Source organism: Cupriavidus sp. FW306-01-F10A (genome assembly GCF_058782785.1).
Map to the genome: position 1 here is coordinate 1 of NZ_JBYSYA010000037.1, position 13,921 is coordinate 13,921.

Sequence of the window (13,921 nt, forward strand, 5' to 3'; positions counted from 1 at the left end):
CCCCGCCAGCTCCGCCTGCGTCAGGAACGAGTCGGCAAAGAACTCGCTCTCGCGCAACCCGCACCGCGCCACGAAGTCCTCGCGCGCCGCCTCCACCATCACCGGCGCCCCGCACGCATACACCTGGTGCCCGGACAGGTCCGGCAGATCCTCCATCACCGCCCGGTGCACATAGCCCGTGCGCCCTGACCAGCCATCCTCCGGCTGCGCCTCCGACAGCACCGGCACATACCGGAACCACGGACACGCCGACTCCCAGCTGCGCACCAGCTCGTCCAGGTACAGGTCCTGGCGCCGCCGTCCGCCCCAGTACAGCGTCATCGGCCGCTCCAGCTTGCGCTCGATCATGTAGCCGATGATGGCCTTGATCGGCGCAAAGCCCGTCCCGCTCGCCACGAACACGATCGGCGCGCTGCTCTCCTCGCGCAGGGAGAAGGTCCCCAGCGGCGCCTCGAACTGCAGGATCTGCCCGGGCTCGATCTCCCCGCCGAACAACCGGTCCGTGAACACCCCGCCCGGCGTATGCCGGATGTGCAGCTCCAGCGAGATCTGCCCCGCCGCCGACGGCGGCGTCGCAATCGAATAGCTGCGCCGCTCGCCACCCGGCAGCAGGAAGTCCAGGTATTGCCCCGGCGCGTAGCGCAGGTTCTCGTTGATCGGCAGGCGCAGCTCCAGCACCGCCACGTCCGGCGCCACACGCCGGATCTGCCGCACCCGGCACGGCGTCTTGCGCGGCTTCACCTGCTTGAGCGACAGCTCCTTCACCTCGATCACCAGATCGCTCAGCGGCTTGGCCTGGCACAGCAAGGCCAGCCCTTCGGCGCGCTGCGCCTCGGTCAGGTACGCCGCGTGGGCCCGGCCGTGGTCCACCTGTCCCTCAAGAATCCGCCCGCGGCACGTGCGGCAGCCACCGGCACGGCAGCTGTAGGGCATGATCCAGCCGGCGTTCAGCCCCGCCGTCAGCACCGTCGTCCCCGCCGGCACCGTATAGCTGTGCCCGCTCGGTTGTAAGGTCACCTTGAACGTCATGTCGTCTGTCCTGTCAGTCGGGAACGGTTCAGCCCTGCGCCGCCGGGGCCAGCCGGTGCCCCGTGGCCACCGCGGCCAGCCGCTTCGGATCCACATCCAGATGATTGCCGCGCCAGACCACGTGCAGGTCCGGGCGCAGCAGCAGCAGGTCGCACCCATACACCTCGCGCGGCGCCGCGTCCCCGATCTCGATCACCTCAAGCGGGGCGCCCAGCTCGCGCATGCATGCGGCCAGCCCCGAGGTGTCCGTGCGCGTGCCACCGAGCCGCAGCAGCGTGTAGCCCGGCCCGATCCGGTCATGCAGCGCGCTGCCGTCATCCAGCCACACATGCGGCAGGCGCGCGCCCGGCCAGGTGGTCGGGCGGTAGCTGTAGCTGTCCGGGTCCGGGCTCTCTCCCGGCTCCGGCCAGACCAGCGGCGAATCGAGATAGCGGTAGCCCAGTTCCGTCCCCGTCTGCTCGTTGACCTTGCGCTGCTCCACTTCCGCGATGCGCACCAGGTTCGCCCGTGCCTGGGCGCCCTCGGCCGTCTGATCGCCGATTTCGGGCCGGTAGGCCGCCCGCCACGTGCGCTTGCCGTTGGCCGCATAGCGCGACGCCGCCACATTGCGCGCGCCGATCTGCCGGCGCTCGCGCTGGTACGAGCCCAGCAGGTTCGGACCGCCCCACCCGGCCAGGGTCGCCGCAAGCTTCCACGACAGGTCGATCGCATCGCCAACGCCGGTGTTCATCCCCAGGCCGCCCGTCGGGATCACCAGATGCGCCGAATCCCCAGCCAGGAACACCCGTCCCTCGCCGTAGCGGTCCGCCAGCAGCAGGTGCTGGGTCCACTCCCCCACGTACAGGGTCTCGAACTCGATCGGCAGGCCGACCACGCGCCTGAACTTCTCGACCATCTGCGCATCGTCGGCAACCACCGAGTGCATGGTGAAGTGGCGGCAGTCATCCTGCACCACGATCTGCGTTTCCTGGTCGTCCACCACGTGGTAATGCCGCCCACGCCCCATCGGAATGCGCGCATACAGGTCGTCGCACCGGAACAGCGCTTGCCGCAGCCGCAGGATGTTGCCCTCGCCGCTCAAGCGGATCCCCAGTTGCTTGCGCACCGTGCTGGAGCCGCCATCGCATCCCACCAGATAGCGTGCGCGGATCTCCTGCGCGCCATCCTCGCTATCGACAACGCTCGCACTTACCCCGTCCTCATCCTGCGCAAACTCCGTCAGCTCGCAGCCAAAGCGCACCGTCACATTCGGCGTGCGCTCTGCCACCGCCTTCAGCAGCGGCTCCAGCGTGTATTGCGAGATCAGGTGATACGGCTCCAGCGGCGCGCCACCGTCATTGCGGCGCCTGCCCTGCGCCTGCAGTTCACGCACCGACGGATACGCCCGGTGCAACAGCGGCGGCTCCGCCAGCGAAGTCACGATGAACACATCCATCGGCTCATCGCGCGGATATCCAGCGTCCCGGATCTGCTCCGCTATCCCCAGGCGCCGGTAGATCTCCATCGTCCGCGCATTGCAGCGCTCCATCTTCGGCAAGCGCCCGGGCGCCTGGTTGCGCTCCACCAGCGTGCAACGCACGCCCCGCTGCCCCAGATCGATCGCCAGCGTCAAACCCACCGGCCCTGCCCCTACGATCAGCACCTCTGTCTGCGACACCCGATTGCTCCTTGTTGGCGTGCGTCCAGTTGAGTTTTTAGTTTCACCTCTCGGACACGTTGTTTCATTTCTGCCAACTCTAGCCACCGCTCAGGGCATTGTCAAGATGCGAAAAGACATTGCCGGCATGGGGGCACGACCCAGGCGGGCACGGGGCCTGGCACGCCGAGGCGGGTGCCAACCAGACCCTTGCCGATCGATTGCATCGGCAAACGCCAGTGATGTACAGTATCACCGTGCGGTCATTTAATCCGTCTGGTGATACGAACTTGCGGCTTAAGGGAAGCAGGCAATCCAAGGAGAAGACAGTGAATCAACCATTCCGCTATCGAAGGCTTGGCTACGTCGCGCTCAACGTGACCAGCCTGGACCGGTCCGTAGCGTTTTATCGCGACCTGGTCGGACTGGAGCTGACGCAACGCACGGACGAAGCAGCGTTTCTCAGGTGCTCGTCGGACCATCACAATCTCGTGCTGCTCGAGTCGCCGCTGCCAGGACTTTGCCGGGTTGGCTTTGAGCTGGAGAACGCCCGGCAGCTCGACGATGCCTTCGCGCATTTCGAGGCGCGCGGCCTCCACCCCGTCGAACTCACGACGGCCGAGTGCGAAGCGCTCAGGCAAGGCCGCAGCTTCCGCGTACGGGAACCATCCAGTGGCCTTACCTTCGAGTTCTATGCGGAGGTGATGCAAATGATCCGGCCGTTCTCCTCACCACACACGAAGATCGCGAGACTAGGCCACGTCGTGATCGGGGCGCGCTCGTTCGACGCCACCTATCAGTCCCTGCTCAACGACTTCGGCTTCAAGGTATCCGACTACACGCCGGGAAGGTTTGCCTTCCTTCGGTGCTTTCCGAATCCCTATCACCATAGTTTCGCCGTGGGCCAAACCAGCGAAAACCAGCTTCATCATGTCAACTTCATGGTTTCTGAAATCGACGATATCGGGAAGGCCGTCAACCGCTTGCGCAATGCCGGCGTGGATATCAGCTTTGGTCCGGGCCGCCACTACAATTCCGGCAGCATCTTTCTCTACTTCTCCGATCCGGATGGGCTGACTGCGGAGTACAGCTATGGCATGGAAGAGTTCCCGGAAGCCACCGCGCGTGAAGCGCGCATGATGGAGCGCGGCAAGGACGCAGCCGATCTCTGGGGCGGCTCGCCGAGCCCGGCGTTTGGTGCAAAGGGCAGTATCGAGCAAGCGTAGCGGGCGCGCCGCGAGAAGAACGAAGTCGTCAGGGCCGCTGGGGCGACGCGGCCAGCACCGCGATTTCCTGCACGGTGCAATACCTCATTGCAGGGACACAGTACCGTTCAGTATCCTGTCGTACCAGGGAATCAAAGCGCAAAGGCCAACATGCAAATCAGGACCGAGGACATCGAAGCGTACCTCCTGGTCGTCGAAATGGGCAGCGTCAGCGGCGCAGCGCGTCACATGGGGCTGTCGAAATCCGTCGTCAGCAAGCGCATCAGCGACCTGGAGCGCAGCCTGAGCGTCACCTTGCTGCAGCGCTCCACACGCCGGGTGCAGCCGACGGAAAGCGGCCGCCACTTCTACGAGCAGGCCCGCGCCGCGATGGCGCAGCTGACCCATGCCGCCGAGAGCATTTCGGAAACCTCAGGCGACCTGTGCGGTGAATTACGTATCCTGGCGCCAATGAGCTTCGGCACACTGTGGCTGTCGCCGCTGATCGCGGAGTTCGCGAAGCAGCATCCGCGCCTGCACGTCGTCATGGAACTGGACGACCGCCTCGTCGATACCGGGTACGAGCGCTACGACGTGGCGATCCGCATTACGCGCCTGGCCGACAGCGCGCTGATCGCGCGCAAGCTGGCGGTCAGCCGGCGCATCGTATGCTGCAGCCCCGACTATGCACAACGGGCCGGCGTGCCGGAGAGCCTTGACGACATTGCCCGGCACGCGTGCCTGTCATACAGCAATTCACCGCCGGGCCAGATCTGGGCGTTCCGCGGCACCACGCCGCAAGCCGCGCCCAGGATCATCACGCCGCGCGGCGTATTCACCGCAAACAACGGCGAAATCCTGCGCGATGCGGCGCTGGCCGGGCACGGCATCGCGGTGCTGCCGCTGTTCATTGTCGCGGCAGCGCTGGCGGCGGGCAGCCTGGTTCAGGTGCTGCCGGACGAGGCCCCGCTCGACGACGGGGTGTTCGCGGTCTATCCGCGCTCCGAGTTTCCCTCGCAGAAGCTGCGCACCCTGATCCAGTTCCTGCAGCAGTCTCTGTCGCCACCGCCGTGGGAGGCGCTGGCCGCGCGCTTCGCCAGGGTGCCTGCGGTCACCCGCGTCCTCCCGGGCTGATCCGCCCGCTCAGGCGCGCAGCGGATATGGCTTGTCGGCATCGAGGCTGTATTTCCGCAGCGCCTGCTGCACCACCGCCGCGCCGATCGCACCCTCGTCCGCCAGCGCTTTCAGCGCTGTGACCGTAATCCAGTAGCGGTCGACCTCAAAGAAATGCCGCAGCTGCTCACGCGTATCGGAACGGCCATAGCCGTCGGTGCCCAGCACCGCATACCGGCGCGGCACGAAGGTACGGATCTGGTCGGCCAGCGCGCGCACGTAGTCGGTAGCCGCAATCACGGGTCCTTGCGTCGGCGCCAGGCATTGCTCCACGTGGGAAAGGCGAGGCGTCTCGCCCGGATGCAGCAGGTTCCAGCGCGCCGCGGCATTGCCCTCGCGCGCCAGTTCGGTGAAGCTGGGGCAGCCCCACAGGTCGGCCTGCACGCCCCAGTCCTGCTCCAGCAATGCCGCCGCGGCGATCACTTCGCGGAAGATGGTGCCGGCGCCGAGCAGCTGCACGCGGGGCTGCCCGTCACCGCCCTCCTTGCCGCGGCGGAACAGGTACATCCCTTTCAGGATGTCGCCCTCGGCGCCTTCGGGCATGGCCGGGTGCTCGTAGTTCTCGTTCATCACGGTGATGTAGTAGTAAACATCCTCCTGCTCCTGCACCATGCGGCGCAGGCCGTCCTGGATGATCACCGCCAGTTCATAGGCAAAGGTAGGGTCGTAGCTGATGCAATTGGGAATGGTGCCGCCCCACACCAGGCTGTGTCCGTCCTCGTGCTGCAGCCCTTCGCCATTCAGGGTGGTGCGCCCGGCGGTGCCGCCCAGCAGGAAGCCGCGCGCACGCTGATCGCCGGCGGCCCAGGCCAGGTCGCCGAAGCGCTGGAAGCCGAAGATCGAATAGAAGATAAAGAACGGGATCATTGGCTCGCCGTGCGTCGAGTATGACGTGGCGGCGGCAATCCAGTCAGCCATGGCGCCGGCCTCGTTGATCCCTTCCTGCAGGATCTGCCCGTCCTTGGATTCCTTGTAGAAGCTCAGCTGCGTAGCGTCTTGCGGCGTATAGGTCTGCCCCTGTTGCGACCAGATGCCGATCTGCCGGAACAGCCCTTCCATGCCGAAGGTGCGCGACTCGTCCGAGACGATGGGCACGATGCGCCGGCCCAGCGCCTGGTCGCGCAGCAGCGTGTTGAGGATGCGCACGAAGCTCATCGCGGTGGAGAACTCGCGCCCGTCGCCACTGGCCTTGAGCTGCGCCTCGAACGCCGACAGCGCCGGCACCGGCAGCGACGGCCCGCGCCGGCGCCGCGCCGGCAGGTAGCCGCCCAGCGCCTGGCGCCGTTCATGCAGGTAGCTGTGTTCGCGCGAGCCTTCCTCGAAGCTGAGGTAGGGCAGCTCGTCCAGCTGCTGGTCGGACAGCGGCAGCCGGAAGCGGTCGCGGAACTGCATCAGCGCTTCCACCCGCATGCTCTTCTGCTGGTGCGTGATGTTCTGCGCCTCGCCGGCCTCGCCCATGCCGTAGCCCTTGATGGTCTTGGCCAGGATCACGGTCGGCTGGCCGCGGTGCTGGCTGGCGGCCTGGTAGGCGGCGTAGACCTTGTGCGGATCGTGCCCGCCGCGGTTCAGCGCCCAGATGTCGTCGTCGGACCAGTCCGCGACCAGGGCCTTCAGCTCGGGAGTGTTGAAGAAGTGCTCGCGCACGTAGGCGCCGTCCTTCGACTTGAAGGTCTGGTAGTCGCCGTCGACGCATTCCATCATCCGCTGCGCCAGGATGCCGGCCTTGTCGCGCGCCAGCAGCGCATCCCATTTGCTGCCCCAGACCACCTTGACCACGTTCCAGCCCGCGCCGCGGAACTCCGATTCCAGCTCCTGGATGATCTTGCCGTTGCCGCGCACCGGCCCGTCCAGCCGCTGCAGGTTGCAGTTGATGACGAAGACCAGGTTGTCCAGCTGCTCGCGCCCGGCCATGCCCAGCGCGCCGCGCGATTCGGGCTCGTCCATCTCGCCGTCGCCGCAGAAGACCCACACCTTGCGGCCCTCATGCTGGCCAAAGCCGCGGTCCTGCAGGTACTTCATGAAGCGGGCCTGATAGATGCCCATGATCGGCGCCAGCCCCATCGACACCGTGGGGAACTGCCAGAAGTCCGGCATCAGCCATGGGTGCGGGTAGGACGAGATGCCCTTGCCGTCCACCTCCTGGCGGAAGTTGTCCATCTGTTCGGCCGTCAGCCGGCCCTCCAGGAACGCGCGCGCATAGAAGCCTGGCGCCGAGTGTCCCTGGAAGAAGACCAGGTCGCCGCCATGCTGCGGCGAGGGCGCGTGCCAGAAGTGGTTGAAGCCGATCTCATACAGCGTCGCCGCCGAGGCAAAGCTGGCAATATGGCCGCCGACATTGGTGTCGCGCGCCGCGCGCAATACCAGCGCGATCGCATTCCAGCGGACATAGGAGCGGATGCGGTGCTCGAGCTCATGGTCGCCCGGGCTGCGCGCCTGCGCATCGAGCGGGAGGGTGTTGAGGTAGGCGGTGTTGGCGCTGAACGGCAGGTAGATGCCGGCGCCATGGGCGCGCTCGATCAGCCGCTCGATCAGGTAATGTGCGCGCTCCGGCCCCTCTTGCTCGATCACCGCCTCAAGCGCATCCAGCCATTCGGCGGTTTCCTGGGCGTCGGGGTCATCGTTGCGGGAACTGGCTGGGAGAGCTTGCGCCATGGGGGAACTCCTGGGTATCGGCAGAATGCCCCGCGGTCCGTCTCGCGGTACCGCGGGAAAGGGACTCAAGGCTAGCATTCGCCACGCATCACCGTAAGGCAAGGAATGGCGAACACGGTGTTTCCGCAGGAGAAACACCGCATACCCCGCAGCGCGCGCTTGGTAACTGCTGTCGGGGCAGCCGCCTGCCTACCTCAGGTAGCCAGCTCAGTGGGCACTGCCGCCCTGCGCGATGGCCTTGCCTTCACCTTCTGCTGCTCCAGGTACTTCAACACCAGGTCTGTGGTCGCCTGGAAATGCTCTGACAGCAACCGGCACGCTTCACGCGCATTGCGCGCGACGATGGCGTTGACGATGGCTTCATGCTCGGCCGCGACGTCGCGCGCCCGCGCAGCCTTGGGCACGGCGAGGGACAAGAAGCGATAGCGGGCGGTCTGGTCGCGCAGCACCACTGAGAAGCGCCGCAGCCATGCCGAGCGGCAGCCGGCCACCAGCACTTCGTGGAAGGCGGCGTGCGCCTCTTCCCATTCAGGATTGAGCGCCCCGTCCTTGCCGCGCAGCACCATCGGGATCCGCGTCAGCCGGTGATGCATCGCGACCACTTGCGCTTCCCATGCGATATCGCCGGCCTCGATCGCGTCGCGCAGCGCGCTGGTATCGATCTGCTGGCGCACGCGGGTGATGTCCAGCAGTTCTTCCGCCGACAGCGGCGCCACCCGGAATCCCTTCTGGTCGATGGCCAGCACGAAGCCCGTGGTACACAGCCGCGACAGGGCTTCGCGCAGCGGAATCACGCCGGCCTGGTAGCGCTCGGCCAGATCCTTCAGGCGCAGCTTGCTGCCGGCGGGCAGTTTGCCGTTGATGATGTCCTCGCGCACGGATTGCTCCAGCACGGAAGCCCAGGTGCGCCCGCCCAGGTCCGGGGCTTCCGGCAAAGCCGTTGCAGCCTCGTCGGAAACAGCCTTCGCTGACTTTGTTCTCGCCACGGCTTGGTCTCGCAGATGATAGATAGTGTCAAACATTATATATTTTGCGAGACGCATGGGCGGGCACCTTGTGCTTTTCGCTACGCCGCCTGGCGCCGCCCGCCCGCCAGCGCCGCCCGGCCAAGCATGCTGCGCATCGCGTGTTCCAGGCCCTGCGCTGCGCACGCATCGAGCTGCGCATGCCGCCAGCCGACGATCCGGTCCGGCCGCACCAGGACGGCCCCGGAATCCGAGATGCTGCGCAGTTCGCTCCAGGTGCCATAGACGTCGTGGGCATCGCAGTTCGGCCCGCCGATGCTGACGACTTCGAGCTCAATCTCTAGCGCGGCTGACACGTCTGCGGCAATGCGGCGCCAGTCATCGCCACCGATACCGGTAAGCAGCGTAAAGCGGCCGTGCCCCACCAGGTCCAGGGTGGAGACCCGCTCCTTGCTACGCTCCAGCCATGCGTGAGGCACAACACCGCCCGGCGCAGTGTCCGGGTGATAGTAGAGATCCGGATCCCGCGTGCAGGGGGCCCGGCTCCGGCCATCGGACACCACCGCATCCGAAGCATAGACCTGCCCCATTTCCACGCCGTGGCAGTTGAACTGGTAATTCTGCAGCCTGACGGCCTCCTGCAAGGCGTGGCGCCGCTCGCGGCCCCGCTCCGTATCGCCGAAGAGTTCGTCAACGTTCTGCCAGCCCTGCGCTTCACTCTGGCCGGGCTCGAACCCCAGCGCCTTGGCAATCGGCAGCATATTGCGGACCGACTGCATCGCCCGGTCAACCACGCGCCGGGCCACCGGCTGCCGCTCGGCGGAGTAGGTGTCAAGCAGGCTGTCGTCGGCGTTGCCGCGGATCACGTGGGCAAGCTTCCAGGCCAGGTTGAACGCGTCCTGAATTGACGTATTGGTACCGAGCCCGTTGGCGGGCGGATGCCTGTGAGCTGCGTCGCCGGCGATGAATACCCGGCCCTTGCGCATGTCCTTCGCCGCAACATGATTGATCTGCCATTTGCTGACCGCCTTTACGCGGATGGGCAGCGAGTCGTCGCCAATGGTTGCCCGCGCGCGGCGGATCACAGCCTCTTCGCTGAGATCGGGCTCGCCCTGCGCCGGGTCGTACATGAAGAGCAGCACCCATTCGTTCCACGGCCGCACGCAGATGTACGTACCGCTACCCACCCAGTAGTCGTTGCCCGGCTGGGTCATCCAGTAAAGTACGCCGGGACGATGCTCGCAGTATTTGGCGAGGTCCACCTCCAGCCAGCAGTTGACCGCGGCCCCGAGCCCCATCTGGCCTTCCATCTCGAAGCCGCACTGCGGCACCACCGTGCTGGCGCCACCGTCCGCGCCCACCACATAGCGCGCCTTCACCTGCGTGGTTTCACCGGTGATGCGGTCCCTCAGCACGGCGGTGACCGCATCCGCCGTCTGCGAGATCTCCGTCAGCTCGGTATTGAAAAGGAACTGCGCGCCGCGCTCGCGCGCGCAATCCAGCAGCACGGGCTCAAGCAGGTGCTGCGGCGCGTTGCACATCGGCGAGGGGCTGGCCATCGCATAGTCGGCCTTGCGCTGCTCGGAACTGCCCCAGGTCTGCAGCCGCGCGATCTCGGTGCCGGCGAAGCTGGTAGCCCACACGTTGTTGCTCATCAACGCGTTGGGCGTGGCCAGCGCCAGCACGCGATCCTCGATGGCGAGATCGCGGAACACCTCCATGGTGCGCTGGTTGGTGATGTGAGCCCGCGGCGAGTTGGCCGTGCCCGCGTACTTGGTGATCGTCAGCGCTGGTACGCCGTAAGTTGCCAGCAGCGCGGTCGTGGCCAGGCCGGCCGGCCCGGCGCCCACCACCAGCACAGGTACTTCAATGGTCTTCATGGGTTGTCTCCTCGGATCTCAGGTGTCGGGCTTATCGCGCCGCCCGCCCCGGCTCATCCACGATCGGGTTCGACAGCGTGCCGATGCCCTCGATCGATACCTCGCACACGTCGCCGTGGCGCATCAGCAGCTGCGGCTTGCGTGCCCAGCCAATGCCGGACGGCGTGCCGGCCACGATGACGTCGCCCGGCTCGAGCGTGATTGCCTCGCTGATGATCGAGATGAGTGAGGCCACGTCGTACAGCATGTCCGAGGTGCTGGCCGACTGCACCACCTGCCCGTTGAGGCGCGTTTCCAGCTGCAGGCCCGCCGCGCCCGGCGGCAGCTCGTCGGCGGTGACCACCACCGGGCCGAAGCCGCCGGTGGCATCGAAGTTCTTGCCCACGGTCCATTGCGGCGATTTGAACTGGTATTCGCGCACCGAACCGTCGTTGAAGATCGAGTAGCCGAACACGTGGCCCAGCGCCTCATCCCTGGCGATATGCCGGCCGCCCTTGCCGATGATCACGGCCAGCTCGCCTTCGTAGTCGAGAGAATCGCTAACCAGCGGCCGCACGATCGCGCCGTTGTGGCCCACCAGGCTGGTCGCCACGCGCAGGAACAGGGTCGGATAGTCCGGTTGATCGTAGGGCGATTCCTTGGTGTGGTCGGCATAGTTCAGCCCGACGCACAGAATCTTGGGCGGACGGCCCACGGGTGGCAGCCAGGTCAGGCTGTCAGCATCGGCCACCGGCGTGGCCTGTGCGTACAGGGCGCGCCAACGCTCGCTGTCCGTGCCAACGGCCACCAGCGCGCCGACATCGTTGCCCGCCGCCTCGGGCAGGGCCAGTACACCATCGGCGGACACTACGCCAACGCGCGCGCGCCCATCCAGCAAAAAGGTTGCAAGTTTCATGCTTCAAGCTCCGGGGAATGATCGCGGCCCATCGGCCTACGATATAAATATCAACTGAAAATATATTTTCAGAAAAAAGACGCAAAGCGCCACTGCGCAGCCGGCGTTCAGGCTTCCGTATTGCGGATGAAGTAGTCGGGCATGTCGGGCCCCCACTGGTACAGGGAGTCTTCCGGCGCAAAGTCGCCGGTGGGCCATTCGCAGCCGGCGGGGATGTAGTCGATATCCGCCGAGAACTCGCAGAACGAGCCCCAGGGATCCAGCACATAGAAAAAGTAGTTCGAACCCAGTACGTGGCGCCCGGTACCCCAGCCACGGGAGTAGCCGGCATTGGCCATCTGGGCCGCGCCCTGCCCCACCTCGTTGACGCTGGCCACGTCCCAGGCGGCATGGTGCCAGCCCTTGGCGGAACTCTTCACCAATGCCAGCAGGTGATGATCGCTGCCGTGCGGGGCGTGGGTGAAGGCGATGATATCGGCCGAACTGTCAGACAGGCGCAGCCCCAGCGCGTCGCGATAGAACCCAACCAGGTTCGGCACGTTGGGCGAGAACAGCAGCACATGCGAGAGCCGGCGCGGACGCACTTTCTGCACCTGGCTGCGTACCACGGCGCCGCGCTGGCCGGCCGGCACGCTTTCCAGCCCGGCCTTGAGCTTGGCATCGGGCGATGTCTTCGGGCCGGCCTTGACCTGCACGAGATTCCCGTCGTGATCGAAGAACCAGATGCCTCCGGCCTGTCCATGCGGTGCGTCATTGACGAATGCCGCGCCGGCATCGGCCAGCTGCTGGCGGATGCCGGCCAGGTCTTCGGCATAGCAATTGAAGCTCAGGTAGGCCAGGCGCTTGTGCTCGCCTTCACGGAAGCGCGCCCAGCAATGCCCGTCCGCGGCATAGGCTTCGAGCCAGCCCGTGTTGTGGCGCAGCGTCAGCCCGAAGGCATCGAGGAAGTGCTCTGCCACGGACAGGTCCGGCACTTCGAGTGCATAGTGGTCGATTGAATGGACCGCGTACTTCGGACCGGCTGCAGCAGCGGCTGGCTGTGCTCCGTTCGTATTCATCCTTGTCTCCTGTCGTTCTTATGACTTGCCGCGCCGTGCCTGCTCTTCCCTGCACTCACGTCTGGCTTCGGCCTGGTGGCTATACTATTCAATAAAATATATAAAAACAAGTTTTGCATATCTATTGAACAATGCGCACGGACCGGCATCCGAATCCGTAAGGCATGGCAACGGGACATCCGGCCCTGATGGCTAGAGAGGTTGATGCAACCTGAAGATCACCGGCCCGACACTGGCAGGCGGTGCCGGTACGCGGCGACCTGGCTTCAGCGTCGCTGCGGTTTGAGGTGCATGCCGGTCACGTCAGGCGCAACCAGGCGTGCACCGACATCCCCGGCAACTTCGCCAAAGCGGCTGGCGCCGCTGTTCCAGTCATTCGTGGCGGCCTCGATCTCGGCCGCGTTGCGCGCAACGAAGTTCCACCACAACACGATCCCCTCTTCAAACGGGGCCCCGCCGATCAGCAGCAACTCGGCCGGCCCGTCGCTGCGCACGGCGATCTGCTGTCGTCCGGTGCCGAGGTAGAGCAGCGTGTCAGGGCCCAGCACCTCGCCCTCCACGACCGCTTCGCCGCTCAACGTGAGCGCCGCGTATTCGAAGGCAGGATCGGCCGCAACATCCGTGCTGGCGGCCTGCCTGGTCGCGAGGTCCATACCGACCAGCGGTGAGTGCACCGCCACCGGAGAGGTCCGGCCGAACGCTGTTCCTGCCAGCACCGTGATGTCAAACCCGCCCGACACCACGCGCGGCAGGTCCGGATAGTTCTGGAATGCCGGCGCCATATGCCGCCTGTCTTCGGGAAGTGCAATCCAGAGCTGGGCGGCGTGCAAGCGGCCGCCGGTGGCTACCGAATGCTCTGCGTGGGCAATGCCGTTGCCCGCCGTCATCAGGTTGACCTGCCCCGGCCTGACCAGTTGCTCGTAACCGAGGCTGTCGCGGTGCAGCACCTCACCCTCGATCATCCAGGTAAAGGTTTGCAGACCGATATGTGGATGCGGCCCGACGTTCAGCCCGTGGCCGTCGGGAAAGTCGATCGGACCCGCATGGTCGAGAAAGCACCAGGCGCCGACCATGCGCCGCTGCCGGTTGGGCAAGGCGCGGTGGATGATCAGGCCTTCTCCGACCTCCGCCGGCCGCGTCTGGATACGCTCCAGGACCGGCTGGCCGGGGCACGGCGCGCAGTCGCGCGACAGCGAAGCCGTGGATTGTGCCGTGGTGTTGCTCATGGTGGACTCCTTGCCGCCGACGCGGCGCGGTGATTGCCAGGCTGACCAGCCTACAGGCGGCCCGGCGCAGCCGGTAGGCGTACAAGATCGAACACCATGTTCGCGCTGAGCGAACGCTCCCAAGCGCCTTCTTGAACTATGATCACGCCGTGACAGAAGCCACAGAAGTCCACACTTCCATGACCGAGACCATGCGGCGCCA

General features: G+C 66.0%; 10 protein-coding genes. 2 read left to right on the top strand and 8 right to left on the bottom strand.

Annotated features, from left to right (window positions below):
- Positions 1 to 1,029, bottom strand: a 1,029-nt coding sequence (locus AC3WLF_RS29770) for a CDP-6-deoxy-delta-3,4-glucoseen reductase (RefSeq protein ID WP_492359218.1), incomplete at its 3' end; no start/stop codon positions are given.
- A 28-nt stretch (positions 1,030 to 1,057) separates the two neighbouring features.
- Positions 1,058 to 2,686: an FAD-dependent monooxygenase gene (locus tag AC3WLF_RS29775; RefSeq protein ID WP_492359219.1), complete on the bottom strand. Its 1,629-nt coding sequence runs from the start codon at positions 2,684 to 2,686 to the stop codon at positions 1,058 to 1,060.
- A 308-nt stretch (positions 2,687 to 2,994) separates the two neighbouring features.
- On the opposite strand from AC3WLF_RS29775, the gene AC3WLF_RS29780 reads away from it, so the two are divergent.
- Entirely contained in the window at positions 2,995 to 3,891 is an 897-nt protein-coding gene (locus tag AC3WLF_RS29780) for a VOC family protein (protein WP_492352948.1), read from the top strand.
- A 150-nt stretch (positions 3,892 to 4,041) separates the two neighbouring features.
- Positions 4,042 to 5,004, top strand: a complete 963-nt coding sequence (locus AC3WLF_RS29785) for a LysR family transcriptional regulator (protein WP_492352947.1) — start codon at positions 4,042 to 4,044, stop codon at positions 5,002 to 5,004.
- Between the two features lie 9 nt (positions 5,005 to 5,013).
- Here AC3WLF_RS29785 and aceE read toward each other — a convergent pair whose 3' ends face one another.
- The 6 genes from aceE to AC3WLF_RS29815 all read right to left on the bottom strand — a co-directional run bounded on the left by aceE (position 5,014) and on the right by AC3WLF_RS29815 (position 13,719).
- Complete coding sequence (gene aceE / locus AC3WLF_RS29790) at positions 5,014 to 7,695, bottom strand: pyruvate dehydrogenase (acetyl-transferring), homodimeric type (protein WP_492359220.1); 2,682 nt, start codon at positions 7,693 to 7,695, stop codon at positions 5,014 to 5,016.
- Positions 7,696 to 7,889: 194 nt separating this feature from the next.
- Positions 7,890 to 8,681 (bottom strand): GntR family transcriptional regulator, encoded by a 792-nt coding sequence (locus AC3WLF_RS29795; RefSeq protein ID WP_235205969.1) that lies wholly within the window; start codon positions 8,679 to 8,681, stop codon positions 7,890 to 7,892.
- A gap of 80 nt (positions 8,682 to 8,761) precedes the next feature.
- Entirely contained in the window at positions 8,762 to 10,540 is a 1,779-nt protein-coding gene (locus AC3WLF_RS29800) for an FAD-dependent oxidoreductase (protein WP_492359221.1), read from the bottom strand.
- A gap of 31 nt (positions 10,541 to 10,571) precedes the next feature.
- Positions 10,572 to 11,435 carry a fumarylacetoacetate hydrolase family protein gene (locus AC3WLF_RS29805; protein WP_492317716.1) on the bottom strand — a complete coding sequence of 288 codons (864 nt, stop codon included), beginning with the start codon at positions 11,433 to 11,435 and terminating at the stop codon, positions 10,572 to 10,574.
- A 107-nt stretch (positions 11,436 to 11,542) separates the two neighbouring features.
- Entirely contained in the window at positions 11,543 to 12,493 is a 951-nt protein-coding gene (locus tag AC3WLF_RS29810; RefSeq protein ID WP_492317715.1) for a VOC family protein, read from the bottom strand.
- 266 nt (positions 12,494 to 12,759) lie between these two features.
- A complete protein-coding gene (locus tag AC3WLF_RS29815; RefSeq protein ID WP_492359222.1) occupies positions 12,760 to 13,719 on the bottom strand; it encodes a pirin family protein in 960 nt (319 codons plus the stop codon).
- Positions 13,720 to 13,921 lie beyond the last annotated feature (202 nt).